This is a genomic window from Streptomyces sp. NPDC050617, assembly GCF_040654795.1.
GTDB lineage: Bacteria > Actinomycetota > Actinomycetes > Streptomycetales > Streptomycetaceae > Streptomyces.
Genome location: NZ_JBFAIS010000001.1, coordinates 210,792 through 229,197, shown reverse-complemented (window position 1 = coordinate 229,197; position 18,406 = coordinate 210,792). Strand labels below are relative to the sequence as shown.

Here is an 18,406-nt window from a genome sequence, read left to right as displayed (position 1 = left end):
TCTCCGCCGTCTCGACCTCACTACCCAGAGTGATGACTAACCGCCGGAAAAGCCAGGGGAAAACAGAAATCTGTGGATAGAAGTTACGCTGTGGATATCTCGATCACTCCGGAGAGTGACGAACCGACGAAACCGGACCGTTCCACTCCGCCTCCACGCCGCCCTCGCTCTCGTCCTCGCCCCCGCCCTCCGCCTCACCGTCTTCCGCCTCGCCCCTGTCCCCCGCCTCCGCCCCGTCCCCCGCCTCCGCGGGCGCCGTGGACACCGCCGGGAAGCGGTGCTCATTGCGGTCGATCTTCGCCGCCAGCGCCGCCAGCGCGTCGACCCCCAACACCTCGCAGAACTGCAGCAGATACGCCAGTACGTCCGCGACCTCGTCCTCGACCCGCGCCGCCGACTTCGGGTCCGCCATCACCCGCGCCGACTGCTCCGGGGTCAGCCACTGGAAGATCTCCACGAGTTCGGACGCCTCGACGCTCAGCGCCGCCGCCAGGTTCTTGGGCGTGTGGAACTGCCGCCAGTCGCGCGCGGCCGCGAACGCGACGAGCCGGCGCTGCAACGCCCGTACGTCCTCGCCGGAGCCGACGGAGCCGACGGAACCGGAGTCAGGGCCAGAACCGTTGCCAGGGCCGGCGCCGCAGCCATGAGCAGCAGTGCGGCCATCAGCGGTACGGCCTTCAGAAGTACGGGCGGCAGCGGTACTGCCGTCAGCCTTGTGCGGTGCGGAATCAGGGGTTTCGATCACGCCCCAGGTCTACCACCGTCACGTCCCCGCCCCACTCGGCGCCCGTCTCCCCCACCCCGAGAGCCTCCGCCGACCCCACCGTCCCCACCAGCCGGATGTGCCCCCGCGCGCACATCCGCACCGCGAGCGCCAACAGCTCACGCGCCTGCCGCCGGTCGAGGCACCGGTCGAACCCGTCCAACAGCAGGGTCAACGACTGCCGGGCCGCGGGCACTTCCGCGGCCCGTTCCATGGCGAGCACCCCCGGGCCGGTCAGCAGGACCAGCGCCAGCGCCAGATAGCGCAGTTCCCCGTCGCCCAGCCGCTCCACGGGCATCCCGTCGCCGTCCGGCGCCGCCGCCAGCACGGCCCGTACGAAGCCGCCCTCCGTCTCCCGCGCCGCGAGCCCGTCCACCTCGGCCCCCTGGCAACCGGCCCGTACCGCCGCGACCAGGGCCGTGTGCCGGATGGCGCACTCCGTGCTCGTACGCCCCAGCACCGCGGCAACGTTGTCGCACCCGCTCCGCAGCAGCGCGTCCCGCGCCTTGGCCGGTGCCCGCATCAGCTCCGGCCGCGGGTCGCAGGCGAAAACGGAGCGCAGCGCGACCACGACCTGTTCCGCTGCCTGGAGCACGAGCCGCTGGCCTGCCGTCTTGCCCGCGACACGCAGCGGCAGCAGGGCCGTGCCGAGCAGGTCGTCGGGGAGCGGGGCGCGGGTGACAGGCACGGTGCCGGCGGTATGCCAGGCCGCCTGGACGCTGCGCCGCTCGGGGTCGCGCAGCGCGCTGGACAGCAGCGTGCACCCGGCGCCGGTGAGCCGCTCGCCGACCAGGCGCAGTTCGGGCTCGGCCTGCACGGCCAGGTCGAGGCGGATCTCCCCGGCCGGCCCGTCCACCGTGCAGCCGATGCGGAAGCCGCGCCGCCCCTGCGCGTCCGGTCTGGCCCGCCGCGGTACGCACGCGGCGCTCCCGCCGGCCACCGGGGCCAGGGCGGCGTCGAGGGGCTCACCGCCGGCGAGCCGGGCGAGCGCCTCGTACGCCTGGAGGACGGTGGACTTGCCGCTGCCGCTCGCACCCGTGAAGAGGGTGAGCGGGCCGAGCGGGAAGGCCGCTCCGCGGTGCGTTTTGAAGGCGGAGAGCCTGATCTCGGTGACGGTAGGGCGGGCGGTCGGGCGAACTGTGGCGGCCGGTCCGGCGCAGCGTGCGTCCATGCCCGGACCGTATGCACCGGCCCGAACGGCGAACCGTTTTAGCTGACCGGTCTTCCTACGATCGGGGTACGCCGGAACCGATCGCCGGTTCCTCGACCTCGGTGCCCACGGGCGCCAGCAGGAACACGTTCGCGTCGACCCGGTGCATGGCGCTGCCCAGGCCGAAGACGACTCCGCTGGAGAAGTCCAGGATCCGCTTGGCGACCTCGCTGTCGGCGACGCTCAGGTCGAGCAGGACCGGGATCTGGGCGATCAGGTACTCGGCGACCTCTCGGGCGTCGGCGAAGACCTGCACGCGGATGACGACGAACCGGCGCTGCTCCTCGTCCGGTTCCTCCTCGGGCAGCGCCCGGTGGTTGGGCCAGGAAGGCCATGCGTTGCGACTGCGCAGGGGGACGACCTCGGCCAGGCCCTCCCACTGCTCGTCGGTGGCGTCGCGACCGATCACCGGATCACCCCGTTGGGAAGTGTGCTGGCTATGTACATCCCGCAATCTTAAAGATGAACACACAATCTCTGCGCCGAATGACACGCATCCGGCCGCGTATGAGGGATCCCGTAGCAAAGCCGGTACAAACCAGCTCCGTGACGCAGGCCGAACCGGTGGAGAGACAGAGAAGTGGCGCGGCGAAAAAGTGGTGAATCGGTGAAGCGACGGCGGGGAGGCGGAGAAGAGGCAGGGAAGAGGCGGAGAAGGGACGGAGAAGGGGCGAAGAAGGAACGGGGCCAGGATGAGGAAGGCACGAGGAGGAAGGCATGAGGAGGAAGGCATGAGGAGGAAGGCATGAGGAGGAAGGGGCGAGAAGGAAGGAGTGGGGAAGAGGGGGTGGGTAAGAAGGGGTGAGGAGGCAGAGGTGAGGAAGAAGGGCGGAAGAGGAGGCAGCGGTTGCCGCCGGCTAATGCCACGGCTATTGCCGTCCGCATACGCCCCACGAACCCGCACGACGTGCCCGCACGACGTGTTCGACGCCGCGCGAAAGCGTCCTGTCCGTTACTGGACCGGCCACTCCGCATCCCCGACGAGGGGCGGGAGCTCGCTGACCGCGATACCCCCTTCCACCAGACTGCCCATCACCAAGTGCGCCCCGCGCCGGCTGACGCTCGTGACCATCCGGTACGGGCTCCCGCCGCACCGCAGGTCGCGGACGATGCCGCCGTCGGCGCCGACCGCCAGGACCCGGAGGGTGCGGCTCGGCCGGGGCCGGACCCGCCGAGCCGCGGCCCACGCCGCCCGCCGCACGCTCGGGCTCCTGCGGTGCAGCCAGCCGAGGCCCGGCCGGCGCGGCGCGGCGAGGGCGATCCAGAACACGCCGTCGGCGTCGCGGGAGATGTTGTCGGGGAAACCTGGCAGGCCGTCAGCGAGGATGTCGTGGCGCCCGGCCCGGGGGCCGGTCAGCCAGTAGCGGCTGACGCGGTACGCGCCCGTCTCCGCCACGGCGACGAAGGACTCGTCCGGGGCCAGCGCGACACCGTTGGCGAACTGGAGCCCGTCCAGCAGGACTTCGGGCTCGCCGCCCGGCCGCAGGCGCAGCAGCAGGCCCGTACCGGTGTGCTCCAGAATGTCGCCGAGCCAGTCCTCAAGACCGTACCGACGGCTGGAGACCGTGAAGTAGACGGTGCCGTCCGACGCCGCCGCGGTGTTGCTGCAGAAGCGCAGGGGCGCGCCCGCCGCCTCGTCGGCGAGGGTGTCCACGGCCCCCGTCTCCGGGTCCGCCCGCAGCAGGCCGCGCTCCGCGTCGCATACGAGCAGCCCGCCGCCGGGTACGGCCTCCAGGCCCAGCGGCCTGCCGCCCGTATGCGCGACGGCCTCCGGCCGGACGTCGCCGCCGGGCGCCTCCGGGAGCGCGAAGCGCCAGATGCGCCCGTCCGCGGCCCCGGCCAGAATCCGGCCCGCGCCGTCCACGATCACGTCCTCCGGGCCCTCGATGCCGGGGGCGACGACGCGCGGTACGGGCAGCCGCCCCGGCTCTCGCGCATGCGCATGCGCATGTGCTTGTGCTTGCGCGTGCGCTTGTGGTTGCGCTTGCGCTTGCGCTTGCGCTTGCGCGGGAGAGGGTCGCGATTCCCCCGTACGCGTACGGGAAGGTCGCCGCCGGGACGTACTCATGCCGGATCACGGGAAATAGCCATGCCGCCTCCAGTTATTCGCGCCCCGCCCGCCACCTGCACTGTTTTCCGTTCGACGGGGCCGGTCTCTTCGCTCGTTCCTCGGACGGTGCCACAGGAGTACCCGCACGCTCACCGACGACACCTGTTCCGCCTCATCCGCCAATCAAGTGAACGCCTGGCCGGCGACGTAGTCAGCACTTTAAAGACTTCCCACCCTCTTGTCCTTTGCCGCACAAGGAAGTTGATCAGCAATCAGCTGACGGCCGGTAATTCGCGGTGCGCGGCCGAAAGGGATTGGCCCCGCGCCGTCACGGGCAGTCGTCTGTCCATGGCTGCCGAAGAAGTCGATCATGCGGATCACATCGATCACCATGAGGCGCCGGTACTCGACGCTCTGGTCCGATACCGCGAATCGAAGGAACTGCCCTTCACCCCGCCCGGCCACAAACAAGCCCGCGGAGCGGACCCGCGGGTGCGCGAAGTCCTCGGCGACGCCGTCTTCTACGGTGATCTGCTGGCGTCGGGCGGCCTCGACGACCGCCGCACCACCGGCCGCGTGCTGGAACGGGCCGAGGCGCTGATGGCCGACGCCGTCCACGCCGAGCACACCTTCTTCTCCACCTGCGGCAGCTCCCTCTCCGTCAAGGCCGCGATGCTCGCGGTCGCCGGTCCGCACGAAAAGCTGCTGGTGGGCCGCGACGCCCATAAGTCGGTGGTCTCGGGGCTGATCCTCTCCGGGGTCCGGCCGGTGTGGGCGGACCCGTGCTGGGACGACGGGCTGCACCTGGCGCACCCGCCGTCCGCGGCCGAGTTCGAGCGGGGCTTCGCGGAGCACCCGGACGCCATGGGCGCGCTGGTCACGAGCCCCACCCCGTACGGAAGCTGCGCCGACCTCCCGGCCATCGCGGAGGTGTGCCACCGGCGGGGCCGGCCGCTCATCGTGGACGAGGCGTGGGGCGCGCATCTGCCCTTCCACCCCGACCTGCCCTCCTGGGCGATGGACGCCGGCGCCGACGTCTGCGTGACCAGCATCCACAAGATGGGCAGCGGGCTGGAGCAGGGTTCCGTCTTCCACCTCCAGGGCGGGCTGGTCGACCCCGCCGTACTCGCCTCACGCGCCGATCTGCTCGGCACCACCAGCCCCTCCGTACTCCTCTACGCCGGAATGGACGGCTGGCGACGGCAGATGGCGCTGTCCGGGCACCGGCTGATGGCCCACGCCCTGGACCTGGCCGCCGAGGTCCGCACGGCCGTCGAGTCCATCGAGGGGCTGCACGTCAACGGCCGCGACGACTTCTGCGGGCCGGGGCTGGCCGACGGATTCGACCCGCTCCCCGTGGTGATCGACGTCCGGGGACTGGGGACCACGGGCTACCGCGCGGCGGACTGGCTCCGCGAGCACCACCACGTCGACGCGCACCTCGCCGACCACCGCAGGATCAGCGCCCAGATCACGCACGCCGACGACGCCGCGACCGCGGGAGCGCTGATCGAGGCCCTGCGCGACCTGTCCGGGAACGCGCGGCGGCTGCGTCCGGCCCCCGTCATCGACGTCCCGCCGTCCCGCGACCTCCGGCTCGAACAGGCATGCCTGCCGCGCGACGCGTACTTCGGACCCACCGAGGCCGTGCCGGTGGCGGAGGCCGCGGGGCGGGTGGCCGCCGAGATGCTGACCCCGTACCCGCCCGGCATCCCCGCCGTGCTCCCCGGCGAGCGGCTGAACGGCCCCGTGCTGCGGTATCTGGGGACCGGCGTCGCGGGCGGCATGAACCTTCCGGACGCTATGGACCCGGCGCTGCGGACCGTGCGCGTATGCAAGGAGGGTTGAGCGGACCCAGCCTCAGGGAAAAGCCGCTCAAAGCGGCTCAGAGCTTGTCAGCTGATGGAGTTCGGCGAGAGCGCGGTGAACCAGAGGAAGATGACGGTGGCCACGCCCATGATGGGGGTGAGGATCTCCGTCTCCAGCTTGTTGCCGCTGTGCTGGATCACCACGATCTCGTAGCGCTTCTTGTGCGGCCACAGCCACGGCGCGCCCATCTTGGTGATGGAGTCGCCCAGCAGATGCGCCAGGCAGCCCAGCCCGATGGCGTACGGCAGCCAGCCCGGCGCCGAGGGGATGAACTTGGCGAGCACCGCCGTGCCCATCCCCGCCATCGCCACGATGGTGCCCCAGGCGGAGAAACCGTGCCCCGGCGGACAGAGGTTGAGTGCCCGTACGGCCAGTGCCAGCAGGAAGAAGGACATGCCGAGGGTGAACGGGCGGCCCAGGTAGGTCACCCCCGCCCAGCTGCCGGCGGTCATGAAGGCCACGAAGAACAGCGAGTGCGTGGCGTGCCGGTGGCCGCCGGAGATCCAGGCGACGAAGCGGCACAGCGTCTTGGAGATCGGACCGAGGAAGTTGGCGATGGTGCCGTCGTGGTGGTCCAGGTCGGGCAGGAGCGCGGCACCGGCGCAGAGCACGGTGCCCATCAGTATCTCCTGCGGCGAGAGGTGAGTGTGCATCAGCACGGGCGGCAAGTACGACGCGGTGCCCGCGAAGATCAGCGCACCGCTCATGGCGTGCGAATGGCCCATCATCGCGCGTTCGTTCCTTCCCGCCCCGGCGGCACGTTCATGACGTGCCCTCACTTTCGGCAGAGACGCTATCAGCCTGATCAGAGCGGGTACGCGAAGGGTGCGGGGGCAGCGGACAGCCCGCCCGGAGCCGGCGAGCAGCACGCTCGGAGCCGGCGGGCATCGTCCTAGGAGTCGGCGGACAGCGCGCTCGAAGTCGACGGGCATTGCCCTCGGGGCCGCTCGGACATCGCGCTCGGGCCCGTCGGGCGGCGCGGGCGCCGCCCGCCTTCGGAGTCGCCCGGCCGGGTTCCCCTGCCCACCCCCGTGGGGCAGGGGGCCCGAGCGGTGAGGACATTGCGGCGATGTACGGCCCCGGCCCGGCGAGGCGCCGGAGCGGTCCGCACGCTGACCTGACTGACGCTATCGCCGGCAGCCGCGGACGTGTGACGGTCAATCGACCGACAATCGGCCGACAATCGACGGCGGGCCCCGGCAGATCCCGGCAGGTCCGGCAGAACCGGCAGAACCGGTGGATCCCGGCGGCGGGCGGGGGGCGGCGTGGCACTCGGAATGGGCGGACCGGACGGACGGGGCGGACCGGACGGACGGGATAGAGGGGAGGGACGGGGCGGACCAGACGGACCGGAGAGGTTGCCGGACGGATCGCCGGACGGATCGCCGGCCGGATTACCGGACGCGTTACCGGGCGGTCGGACCGGCGGCTCGCGCGATACGGACGGGCCCGGACCCGCCGAGCGGGAGTTCGTGAGCTTCGGCCGCAGGTACGCGCACCGGATCCGCGCGGTCGTGGTGTGCTCGTGCGCGCTGCTTGCCGTGCCGGCGATGCCGGTGGACTCGATGCCGGCAGCCGCGGCCATCGCGGCGGGGATGCTGGCGTGGAGCCTCGCGCATTACCGGATCGGCGCGGCCGGGCGGCGGCCCCGGCTGCTGCTCGTCGCCGACGTGGCGGTGCTGACCGGGCTGTGCCTCAGCCAGGCTCTGACCATCCCCGCGTCGCAGACACAGCACGGCAGCACCTGGGTGCTGGTGGCCGTCAGCATCGTGGCGGTGTCGTACCAGCTGATGTACCCGGCGCCGCTCGCGCTCGCGCTGGCCCTGTATCTCGCCGCCGCCGATCTGGCAGGGGCTGTACTGGACCGGCCGGACGGCTGGGCGTACGCGCTGCCCAACGCGGGGTGGCTGCTGGTGCAGTCGTCGCTCGCCCAGGGGCTGTACCGGCTCGTCCTGCGCAGCAGCCGCACCGCCGACGCGGCGGCCGCGCGGACCGCCGCGGCCCGGCGCGGTCACGAGGTCGCCCAGGCGCAGCGCTCCGCGGAGCGCGAGTACCTGGCGACGCTGCACGACACGGCGTGCGCGACTCTGCTGATGGTCGCGGTGCGCGGGGAGTCGATACCCGGAGATGTGCTGCGGCGTCAGGCCGCCAAGGATTTGCGGCAGTTGGCGGCCGAGCGGGTGACGACCGGGGAGTCGGAGGTGGCGGACGAGCTGCGCGAGGAGATCGCCGGGCACCCGCTGCGGGTACGGGCGGAGTTCGCGGACGGCCTCGGCAGCGCCTGGGGTCCCGCGGTCGTGGCGCTGCGCGGTGGGGTGGCCGAGGCGCTGCGCAACGTGGCGCTGCACTCGGGCGTCGGCCACGCCACGGTGCGCGCGGAGCGCGTGGGCGACCGGGTCACCGTGACGGTCGGCGACGACGGCGCCGGGTTCGATGTGACGCTCGTGCCCGCCCACTGCCGGGGCCTGGCCTGGTCGGTGGTCGAGCGCATGTCCTCCGTCGGCGGCCGGGCGACCGTCGACTCCGCTCCGGGCCGGGGCACGACCGTACGACTGGAGTGGCCGTATGTCTGATACGACTGGAGTGGCCGGATGTCCGAGGTGACCGAGGCACTGCCGGCCGATCCGCTGACGGAGCGGATCGCCGACGACATGCGCGGCGGACTGCGCGTCGCGGGGCTGGTCATTCTCGGCGCCGTCCACTTCGGGCTGGCACTGCCCGCCCTGCTGGCCAATCTCGACCACTACCGGCAGCCGTGGATCCAGTTCGCCGCCTTCGGCGTGCTCACGCTGGTGATGGCGGCGGACCTGCTGCTCGGCGCGCGCGGCCGGGCCCGGTCGCGGCGCTGGGCGGCCGTGGGGCTCGGCTGCGCGCTGGCCGCGTCGGCCGTCGCCACGAGCCGGCTGCCCGCCGCGTACTTCCTCGCCACCCCGCACTGGTCGTTCCTGGAGATCGGCTGGTTCGGCGTCCTGCTGCTGTACGGCGAGCGGCTGCGCTGGACGCTGCTGTTCATCGGCGGCTGCGTCGCGCTCACGCTGGCGCAGCTGCTGGCCGCGGGCGCGCCGTCGCGCCAGGTGGCGGCGGGGATGGCCGTCAGCTCCATGGTCATCTGCGCGTTCCAGGCAGCCGCCGCGATCATGGCGGGGCTGCTGCGGGGATGCGCGGCGGCGGCGAGCGCGACCGCGCGGGAGCAGGAGCGGGTACGCACCGAGGCCGAGGTGTCCGCCCGTATCCACGCGGACCAGCGGGCGCGCTACGAGGACCTGCGCCGTTCCGTGCTGCCGCTGCTGGCGGGGCTGGCCGGTGGGGAGCTGGACCCGGCGGACGAGCGGGTGCGCCGCCGGTGCGCCTTCGAGGCGGCCCGGCTGCGCCGGCTGTTCGCGGAACGGGACCAGGCCGCCGACCCGCTGGTGCACGAGCTGCGGGCGTGCATCGGGGTCGCGGAGCGCAACGGCGTGGACGTACAGCTCGCCGTGCGAGGCACGCCCGCCCCCGTGCCGCGGGCGCTGCGGCGCGCGCTGACCGAACCCGTACTCGCCGCGCTCACGACGGCCGAGCACACCGCCCGCGCGACCGTGGTGCGCGGCGGCGGGCGGGTACGGGTCAGCGTCGTCACGGACGCCCCGCGTACGGACATCCCGGCCGCGTCGGCCGGGCTGGGCATCCAGGTGCGTACGGTCCAGAGCGAGGGCCGGCTGTGGGTCGAGGCCGCGTGCGCCGTGCCGGGCGGAACCAACGCCGACACCGACGCGGAGGGCGGGAACGGTACGGGCGGCGGGGGCATCGGTACGGGCCCCGAGCCGCCCCAGTCACCCGTCCATCCCCCTCCCCCACCCCCTCACAGTTCGTCGAGCGAGACCCACCCGTCCTGAATGGCGCGGGCGACAAGGTTCGCCTTGGTCGGCGCCGGGCGTCCGGCGTTGGCGTACTTGATCCGCACCCGGTCGAGATAGGTGTTGACCGTCCGCACCGAGATCCCGAGGCTGAGCCCGACCATGGCCTTGGACTCCGACTGGAACCACTCCAGCAACACCTCCACCTCCCGCGGGGCCAGCGCGGGCCGCCCGAGCCGGGCGTCGCTGCCGAAGGCGCCGGCGAGGGCCGGGGGCGTGTACGGGCGGCAGTCGGCGGCGGCGAGCGTCGCCGCCACGAGGTGATCCTCCCCCTCGGCCTTCGTCAGGAACGTGAACGCTCCCAGGTCCAGGCAGGTCAGCGCGGCGTCCTGGCTCTCCTGCATGGTGTAGACGACGACCTGCCGCTCCATCGCGACGAGCTGTTTCAGTTCGTGGTAGACGGGTGCGCCGCGCGAGAGCTGGAGGTCGAGGACCACGACGTCGGCAGCGGCGCCCGCGCCGGTCAGGGCGAGCGCGGTGTCGGGGCCCTTCGCCACCACGGCGATCGGGCGCGCGGACGCGGCGTACCAGGACTCGATGCCCGCGAGTACGACGGGGTGGTCGTCCACGAGCGCGACGGTCACCGGCGCGGTTGCCTCAGCCATACGAACCGCCCTCCCCCTCCGCCACGCCCCCGGCGCCCCTGAGCCGCCACCGTACCGACGCCGGGCCGGGCGCGCGCCGGTTCCGCACCGCTTCCGGCCTGACCCGCCATCAGGTTCCGGACCAGTACCGCGTCGCCCCGCCGGCTGACCCCGCATCAGGTTCCGGACCGGCCCCGCCCCCACCCCGGACGCGCGGTCGATCACGGCTCCCGTACGGCCGTCGACCCGTCACCCGCCCCCGAAAGACCGCCGATCCAACTGTGATGTGCCCCACAATCGACGCCTCATCGATAGGCACACAGTTATGTGGGCATGACAATTTCATCTCTATTGCGTTACTCGGGGATGGCGGGCGTGAGAAGCCGCGGTCCGTTGGGCCACTAGGGGCGAAATGCCCGGCAGTGAGCACGCCGGACGGGGTCGACGGAGAGTAACCAGCTGTAGGAAGTGGACAGTTGACCTCTCGGAAAACCGTCCCGTCTACTACGCACCATCAGCTGGTTGACCGATCACGCAGTCGGGAGAGCCCATGAGGATGCCGGGTCCAAGACCGTCCAACGCGCCCTCCGCGACGCCCGATTCCGCTCAGCCCATATCCGGGCGCGGGCGCCCCTCCCCCGAGCCCCCGCGACCGCCTTCCGATTCGCGACCGCCTTCCGACGCACGGCTGCCCTCCGACGCACGGCCGCCCTCCGATGCGCGGCCGCCCTCCGACGCGCGGCAGCCTTCCGACGCGCGACTGTCCTCCCATGCGGAGCCGCCTACCGATGCGGAGCTGCCTCCCGATGCGCGGCCGGGCCCGGTCATCGCGGTCAACCCCGTGCACCGGCCGTCGCCGCGCCTCACGGCAGCGGCCTGCGCGGCGGGCGCGCTCGGCGTACTGGAACTGCCCACCGGCGACCCCGCGAGGGCCGCCGAGCTGCTCGACCGTACGGACCGCTGGTCGTCACGGCCGTTCGGCGTACGCGTACGCCCCAACTGCACGCTCACCGCAGCGGACTTGCCCGTTCAGGCGGCGACCGTACTGCTCGCCGACCCGGACCGCCGCCCCGACGAGTTCCCCGGCCGCCGGGTCCTGGCCGAGGTCGCCGACCTCGCCGAGGCCGTACGGGCCGTCGCGGCCGGGGCCTGGGGGCTGATCGCGCGGGGAACGGAAAGCGGCGGAAGAGTCGGCGAGTTGAGTACGTTCGTACTGTTGCAGCAGCTCCTCGGTTCCCCGGACATCGACGTGCCCGTCTGGGCCTGGGGCGGCATCGGCGTACGGACCGCCGCTGCCGCCGTCGCGGGCGGGGCGGCGGGCGTCGTGCTCGACACCCAGCTCGCACTGCTCGACGAGGCGGAACTGCCACTGGAGATCGCCGAGGCGCTGAGCGGGCTCGACGGCTCGGAGACCGTACTGCACCACGGCACGCGCGTACTGCTCCGTCGCGGCCCCGGAACTCCGCAACTACCCTCCTCACGTTCTCAGTTCGAGGCTTCCATCGGCGGCGATGACCTGCGGACCCAGTTCCTGCCCGTCGGTCAGGACGCCTTTCTCGCCGCCTCCTTCGCCTGCCGGTGGACGACGGTCGGCGAGGTCGTGCGCGGCATCCGGGCCGCGCTCGCCGAGATCGCCGCCGGCGACGCGCCCGCCGCCGCGCTCGGCGCCCACTCCCCCGGCGCACGCGCCCTGGGCACTCAACTGCCCATAGCACAGGGCCCGATGACCCGCGTCAGCGACAGCCCCGAGTTCGCCGCGGCGGTCGCGGAGGCGGGCGCGCTGCCGTTCCTCGCACTGGCGCTCAGCGACGCCGAGCAGACGAGAACGATGCTGGAGCGCACCCGCGAGGCGGTCGGCGACGCGCCCTGGGGCGTCGGCGTCCTCGGGTTCGCGGACGAGGAGGTGCGGGCCGCGCAGCTGGAGGTCGTACGGCGGCTGCGGCCGACTCACGCGATCATCGCCGGGGGCAGGCCCGCACAGGCCGCCGATCTGGAGGCGGCGGGCATCGCCGCCTTTCTGCACGTACCGTCCCCAGGGCTGCTGCGGCAGTTCCTCACGGCCGGTGCGCGCCGGTTCGTCTTCGAGGGCGCGGAGTGCGGCGGGCACGTCGGGCCGCGCAACAGCTTCCCGCTCTGGGAGGCCCAGATCGAGGTCCTGCTCGACTTCATGGCGACGGCGCCCGCCGAAACCGCGCCCACCAGAGCGGCATCCACCGCGACGGCATCCACCGGAACCGCGCCCACCGAAACCGTGTCCCCCGGAACAGCCGACCCCGCCCCCATCACCGTCCTCTTCGCGGGCGGTGTGCACGACGAGCGCTCGGCCGCGATGATCGCCGCGCTCGCCGCGCCGCTGACCCGCGCGGGCATCGCGTTCGGCGTGCTCATGGGCACCGCCTACCTGTTCACGGCGGAAGCGGTACGAGCCGGGGCCGTCCGGCCGCTGTTCCAGCGGCGGGTCCTCGCCGCCGAGCGGACCGACCTGCTGGAGACCGCGCCCGGCCACGCCACCCGCTGCGCGCACAGCGCGTTCACCGCGGACTTCGCAGGGCTGAAGGCGGAGCTGCGCGCGCGGGGCGTGCCCGACCGCGAGAGGTGGGCGCGGCTCGAAGAGTTCAACATCGGCAGGCTGCGGCTGGCCAGCAAGGGCATCGAGCGCGTCGGGGCCGAGCTGCGCCCCGTGGATGAAGGGCGGCAGGACGCCGAGGGCATGTTCATGGCCGGTGAGGTGTGCGTGCTGCGCGACGAGGTCACCACCGTCGCCGCCCTCCACCGGTCGGTGGGCGACGGCGCCGCCGCATGGCTACGGGCCCGGAACGGGGCGATCCGCGAGACCCTGGGCCTGCCCCCGGAGCCGGAACCGGAGGCCGCCGGGCGGCCCGCGCCCGAACCGCTGGGCGTCGCCGTCGTGGGCATGGCCGGCATGTTCCCCGGCGCACCCGACACGGCCGCGTTCTGGGCGAACGTCCTGTCCGGCAAGGACTGCGTGACCGAGGTGCCGGCCGAGCGCTGGGCCCCGGAGCGGTACTACGCGCCGGACGGCGACGGCGAGCGCACCCCGTCGCGGTGGGGCGGCTTCCTGCCCGAGATCCCCTTCGACCCGCTGCGCTTCGGCATCCCGCCCGCCTCCCTGAGCAGCATCGAACCGGTGCAGCTGCTCGCACTGGAGGCCGCCCGGCGCGCCCTCGCGGACGCGGGCCACACCGACCGGGACCACTCCCGTACGTCGGTGGTGTTCGGGGCCGAGGCGGGCAGCGACCTGGCCAACGCGAGCACCCTGCGCACGGTCCTGCCCGCGTACGTCGGCGAGCTACCCGCCGCGCTCGACGGCCAACTGCCGCGCCTCACCGAGGACTCGTTCCCCGGCATGCTCGCCAACGTCATCGCGGGCCGGATCGCCAACCGCCTCGACCTCGGCGGCGCCAACTACACCGTCGACGCCGCGTGCGCCTCCTCGCTCACCGCCGTGGACGTAGCATGCAAGGAACTCCTCACCGGAACAAGCGACTTGGTGCTGTGCGGCGGCGCCGACCTGCACAACGGCATCAACGACTACCTGCTCTTCTCCTCCGTGCACGCCCTCTCGCCCACCGGCCGCTCGGCGACCTTCGACCGGTCCGCCGACGGGATCGCGCTCGGCGAGGGCGTCGGCTGCGTGGTGCTCAAGCGGCTGGCCGACGCCGAACGAGACGGGGACCGCGTCTACGCCGTGATCGACGGGGTGGGCAGCGCCAGCGACGGCCGCGCCCTCGGCCTGACCGCGCCGCGCCCCGAGGGCCAGCGGGCCGCGCTGACCCGCGCGTACCGCAACGCCGGGATCTCGCCCGCGCAGGTCGGCCTCATCGAAGCGCACGGCACGGGTACGGTCGTCGGCGACCGTACCGAACTGGCCACGCTCACCGAGGTGTTCACCGAGGCCGGGGCCGCTCCGGGCGGCTGCGTCATCGGCTCGGTGAAGTCCCAGATCGGGCACACGAAGTGCGCGGCGGGGCTGGCCGGGCTGATCAAGACGGCCCTGTCGCTGTACCACGGCGTACGGCCGCCGACCCTGCACATACGGCAGCCGAACCCGGCGTGGGACGCCGACCGCAGCCCGTTCGTCTTCCACTCCGCGGCCCGGCCCTGGCCGGCGGAGGCGGCCGAGCGCATCGCGGGCGTGAGCGCCTTCGGCTTCGGCGGCACCAATTTTCATGTCGTTCTACGCGCGTACGCCCAGGCCCCGGCCGCCCACGCGCTCGACGAGTGGCCGGCCGAACTGTTCACCTTCCGCGGCAAGGACGACGCCGCCGCGCGGCGGGGCGTCCGTACGCTGCTCGGCCTGGTCGAGGGCGGCGGGGCGTGGCGGTTGCGTGACTACGCGCGTAGCGCCGCCCGGCGCGGCGACGCGGCCGCCGCGCGGGGCGAGCCGGTCCGGATCGCGCTGCTGGCCGACAGCGTGCCGCACCTGGCCGGCCTGTTGCACAGGGCGGCCGAGGGGGCGGACGATCCGGAGGCGGGGCTGTTCACGGCTCGCGCCCAAAGCCTCGACCAAGGAACCGAAAAAGCGTCTACAGAAACCAAGTTGGCGTTTCTCTTCCCTGGCCAGGGCAGTCAGCGCCCCGGCATGCTCGCCGATCTCTTCGTCGCCTTCCCCGAACTCCACGGCTGCCTGCGGCTCGGCGCCGCCCGCTGGGCGGACGCCCTCCACCCGCCCACCGCCTTCGACGACGCGACGGCCGCCGGTCAGCTCGCGCGGATCACCGATAGCGCCGTCGCCCAGCCCGCGCTGGGCATCGCGGGGCTGGCCGCCGCCGAGCTCCTCGCCACCGTAGGCGTACGTCCGGACATGACCGCAGGTCACAGCTACGGCGAACTCGTCGCCCTCGCGGTCGCCGGGGCCCTCGCGCCCGAAGACCTGCTCACCGCGAGCGCCGCACGCGCCGAGGCCATCCTCTCCAGGGTCCGGGACGGCGACCCCGGCGCCATGGCGGCCGTCACGGCGTCGGCCGATGAGGTCGAGAAGGTGCTGGCGCTCGGCGGACTCGCGGGCGAGGTCGTCACCGCGAACCGCAACTCGCCCCGCCAGACGGTGATTTCCGGCCCGACCGCGGCGGTGGACGCGACGATCGGCCACCTGCGGGACGCGGGCCTCGCCGCGAAGCGGCTTCAGGTGGCGTGCGCGTTCCACAGCCCGCTGATGGCCGGTGCGGGCGACACGTTCGCCCGCGCACTGGAGACGCTGCCCGTGCGCGCGCCGTCCGTGCAGGTCTGGGCCAACAGCACGGCCGCCGCCTATCCGGCCGACCCGGACGCCATACGGGCGAGGCTCGCCGAGCAGATCGGCGCGCCGGTCCGGTTCGCCGAGCAGATCGAGGCCATGTACGCGGCCGGGGCGCGGGTCTTCGCCGAAGCGGGCCCCGGCCGGGTACTGAGCCGGCTGGTCTCCGCCGTACTCGGCGACCGCCCGCACCGCGCGGTCGCGCTGGACGGCGGCGGCCGGCGCGGCGGGCTGTACGGATTCCTCGCGGCCGTCGCCCAACTCGCCGTATCCGGCGTGGACATACGAACCGGACGGCTGTTTCAAGGCCGCGACGCGGTGGACACCGAAACCGCCGCCACCCCCGCACCTCCCGCCGCCGGCTGGACCGTGGACGGTCAGCTCGTCCGCCGCGCCGACGGTTCCCTCCTGCCCAACGCCCTCCAACCCGCCCGCCCCCTCACGGAGCTGATCGTGCCGGAGAACCCCCCTCGCGACGGCGGCGGCCTGCCGCCGTCCGGTCCGGATGCCCTGATCGCCGAATTCCTGCGCAGCAGCCGGGAGATGGTCTCGGCGCAGCGCGATGTGCTGCTGCGCTATCTGGGGGGAGGTGCGGAAGGTATGGCGGCGACAGCGTCACCGCCGCCCGTGCTGACAGCCCCGGTACCGACTCCGGTACCGGCCCCGGATGCGACCGCAGCGTACGAGCCGGTCACCGCGCCGCCCGCCGCCGCGCCCGCCCCCGCAACCGAAGCTTCTCCCCCGACCGCCGCCGCCACCGACCACCGCACCGTGCTCGAATCGGTGCTGTCGGTCGTGGCGGAGCGGACCGGCTATCCGGTCGACATGATCGAACCGGAGCTGGACCTGGAGGCGGACCTCAGCGTCGACTCCATCAAGAGGACGGAGATCGCCGGGGAGCTGGCGACGCGCCTCGGCCTGCCCCTGGGGGACGGCGCGGATCTCGATGAGGTCGGCTCGGCTCGTACGGCGGCGGCGATCGCCGGACTGCTCGTCGCCAGGCTGGGCGGGGACGGAGACGCCTCGGAGGCTGGGCAGGACACCGGACAAAAGCCGACGGCTCAAACACCGACGGCTCAAGCGCCGCCGGAAGCCTCCGTGGTCGCGCCGCAGCGTCTGGAGTTCGTGGAGACCGACCTCCTGCCGGTCACCGCCGCCCTCCTGCCCGGCTCCACCGTGACACTGTTGGGCGGCGGCCCGCTCGCCGAGCTCCTGGCCGCGCGGCTGCGAGCCGCGGGCGCGCGCCCCGAGACGGTGCCCGGCGACCGGCTGCCGGAAGGGCACGGCGGCGACGCCGTCGTATACCTGCACGCCTTCGAGGCTCCCGAGACCTCGCTCCCCGAGGCGTTCGCGCTGTTCAAGTCGGTACTGGCGAACGGCGGCCCGCGGCGGCTGCTCGCCGTCGAGCGCCGGGAACAGGGCGCCGCGCGCGGCCTGCGGGGCTTCTTCCGCAGCCTCGCCCGCGAGTACGAGGACATCGCCGTGACGCTCGTGGAGGTCGGAGCGGGCGACGGCTTGGAGGCGGTAGCCGAGGCAGTCGTCACCGAGCTGGCCGCACCGGAACGGGAGCCGGTCGTCCTGGCCGGCGGCGGTCGGGGGCGGCGCGCGTTGCGTCCGACGCCTACGGGCCTCGGTACGCTCGCCGCCACCGGCGCGGGCCCTGCGGGCGGCGGCGTCGCGGAGGCGGCCGCCGCCGGGATCGACCGCGACTCGGTGGTACTGCTGGCCGGGGGCGCACGCGGCATCACCGCGCGCGTCGCCCGCGCGCTCGCGGCGGCGAGCCGGTGCCGGATCGAGCTGCTGGGCCGTACTCCCGTGCCTGCCGCGGCCGAGGATCCGAGGACGGCGGGGGCCGTCGGCCGGGACAGGGTGCGGGCCGCCCTCATCGCCGCCGGTGGGGGTTCGCCTGCCGGGATCGAGCGTGCGGCGACCGCCGTGCTCGCCGAGCGGGAGGTCCGCGCCACCCTCGCCGACCTGCGGGAACTCGGCAGCCCGGTGCGTTACCGCTCCGTCGACGTACGCGACGAGGAGGCCGTACGGGCCGCGGTGAAGGACATCCACGCCGAGCACGGCAGGCTCGACGGGATCGTGTACGCGGCGGGCGTCATCGAGGACCGGCTGTTCGCCGAGAAGTCGGCCGAGTCCTTCCGGCGGGTGTTCGCCACGAAGGTGGACGGGGCGCGCGTACTCCTCGACGCGGCCGGTGAGCTGACCGACGGTCCGCGGTTCGCCGTGCTGTTCGGCAGCATCGCCGCCGCCCTCGGCAACCGCGGCCAGTGCGACTACGCGGCGGCCAACGACGCGCTGGAAGAACTGGGCCGCCGCTGGTCGGCCCCCGGGCGCCGGGGCCTGACGGTGCATTGGGGCCCCTGGGCGGCGGGTGAGAGCGGCGAGGGCGGCATGGTGACGCCGGAGCTGATGCGCTCGTACGCCGCCCGCGGCATCGGGCTCATCGACCCCGAGGAGGGGCCGCTCAGCCTGCTGCGCGAGCTGGCCTGGGGCGCGCCCGCGGTGCACTCGGTGCTCTACACGGCGTCGGGATGGTGAGCGACGGAACCGGGGCCCGCGCGGGGACCGGCGGAGCCCGTACGACGGCCGGCGAGACCCACCCAGAGGCCGAGGGTGCCCCTACGACAGCCGACAAGACCCACGCAGCGACCGCCGGAGCCCGCACGACAACCGACAAGACCCACGCAGCGACCGCCGGAGCCCGCACGACAACCGACAAGACCCACGCAGCGACCGCCGGAGCCCGCACGACAACCGACAAGACCCACGCA

The 18,406-nt window shown here is 73.5% G+C and carries 10 protein-coding genes; 4 read left to right on the top strand and 6 right to left on the bottom strand.

Annotated features, from left to right (window positions below; genetic code table 11):
• Positions 1–103 precede the first annotated feature (103 nt).
• The 4 genes from AB0I49_RS00970 to AB0I49_RS00955 all read right to left on the bottom strand — a co-directional run bounded on the left by AB0I49_RS00970 (position 104) and on the right by AB0I49_RS00955 (position 3,891).
• The gene (locus AB0I49_RS00970; RefSeq protein ID WP_363224578.1) at positions 104–559 is read right to left on the bottom strand and encodes a nucleotide pyrophosphohydrolase; all 456 of its coding nucleotides are present in this window, start codon (positions 557–559) and stop codon (positions 104–106) included.
• A gap of 169 nt (positions 560–728) precedes the next feature.
• On the bottom strand, positions 729–1,934 hold the full coding sequence (locus AB0I49_RS00965; RefSeq protein WP_363224577.1) for an ATP-binding protein: 1,206 nt from the start codon (positions 1,932–1,934) through the stop codon (positions 729–731).
• A 55-nt stretch (positions 1,935–1,989) separates the two neighbouring features.
• Positions 1,990–2,382, bottom strand: a complete 393-nt coding sequence (locus AB0I49_RS00960) for a cell division protein SepF (RefSeq protein ID WP_363130956.1) — start codon at positions 2,380–2,382, stop codon at positions 1,990–1,992.
• Positions 2,383–2,925: 543 nt separating this feature from the next.
• On the bottom strand, positions 2,926–3,891 hold the full coding sequence (locus AB0I49_RS00955; RefSeq protein WP_363224953.1) for an SMP-30/gluconolactonase/LRE family protein: 966 nt from the start codon (positions 3,889–3,891) through the stop codon (positions 2,926–2,928).
• A gap of 480 nt (positions 3,892–4,371) precedes the next feature.
• Between AB0I49_RS00955 and AB0I49_RS00950 the strand changes: the two genes are divergently transcribed.
• Positions 4,372–5,871: an ornithine decarboxylase gene (locus tag AB0I49_RS00950; protein ID WP_363224576.1), complete on the top strand. Its 1,500-nt coding sequence runs from the start codon at positions 4,372–4,374 to the stop codon at positions 5,869–5,871.
• A gap of 47 nt (positions 5,872–5,918) precedes the next feature.
• On the opposite strand, the gene AB0I49_RS00945 is transcribed toward AB0I49_RS00950, so the two are convergent.
• Positions 5,919–6,620 carry a metal-dependent hydrolase gene (locus AB0I49_RS00945; RefSeq protein ID WP_363224575.1) on the bottom strand — a complete coding sequence of 234 codons (702 nt, stop codon included), beginning with the start codon at positions 6,618–6,620 and terminating at the stop codon, positions 5,919–5,921.
• A 744-nt stretch (positions 6,621–7,364) separates the two neighbouring features.
• Between AB0I49_RS00945 and AB0I49_RS00940 the strand changes: the two genes are divergently transcribed.
• Positions 7,365–8,465, top strand: a complete 1,101-nt coding sequence (locus AB0I49_RS00940) for an ATP-binding protein (protein ID WP_363224574.1) — start codon at positions 7,365–7,367, stop codon at positions 8,463–8,465.
• An 18-nt stretch (positions 8,466–8,483) separates the two neighbouring features.
• Positions 8,484–9,764, top strand: coding sequence for a hypothetical protein (locus AB0I49_RS00935; protein WP_363224573.1), 1,281 nt, complete (start codon positions 8,484–8,486; stop codon positions 9,762–9,764).
• Here AB0I49_RS00935 and AB0I49_RS00930 read toward each other — a convergent pair.
• Complete coding sequence (locus AB0I49_RS00930) at positions 9,731–10,390, bottom strand: response regulator (RefSeq protein ID WP_363224572.1); 660 nt, start codon at positions 10,388–10,390, stop codon at positions 9,731–9,733. The two genes, AB0I49_RS00935 and AB0I49_RS00930, sit on opposite strands and share 34 nt — an antisense overlap.
• A gap of 820 nt (positions 10,391–11,210) precedes the next feature.
• Between AB0I49_RS00930 and AB0I49_RS00925 the strand changes: the two genes are divergently transcribed.
• Positions 11,211–18,173, top strand: a complete 6,963-nt coding sequence (locus AB0I49_RS00925; protein WP_363224571.1) for an SDR family NAD(P)-dependent oxidoreductase — start codon at positions 11,211–11,213, stop codon at positions 18,171–18,173.
• Positions 18,174–18,406 lie beyond the last annotated feature (233 nt).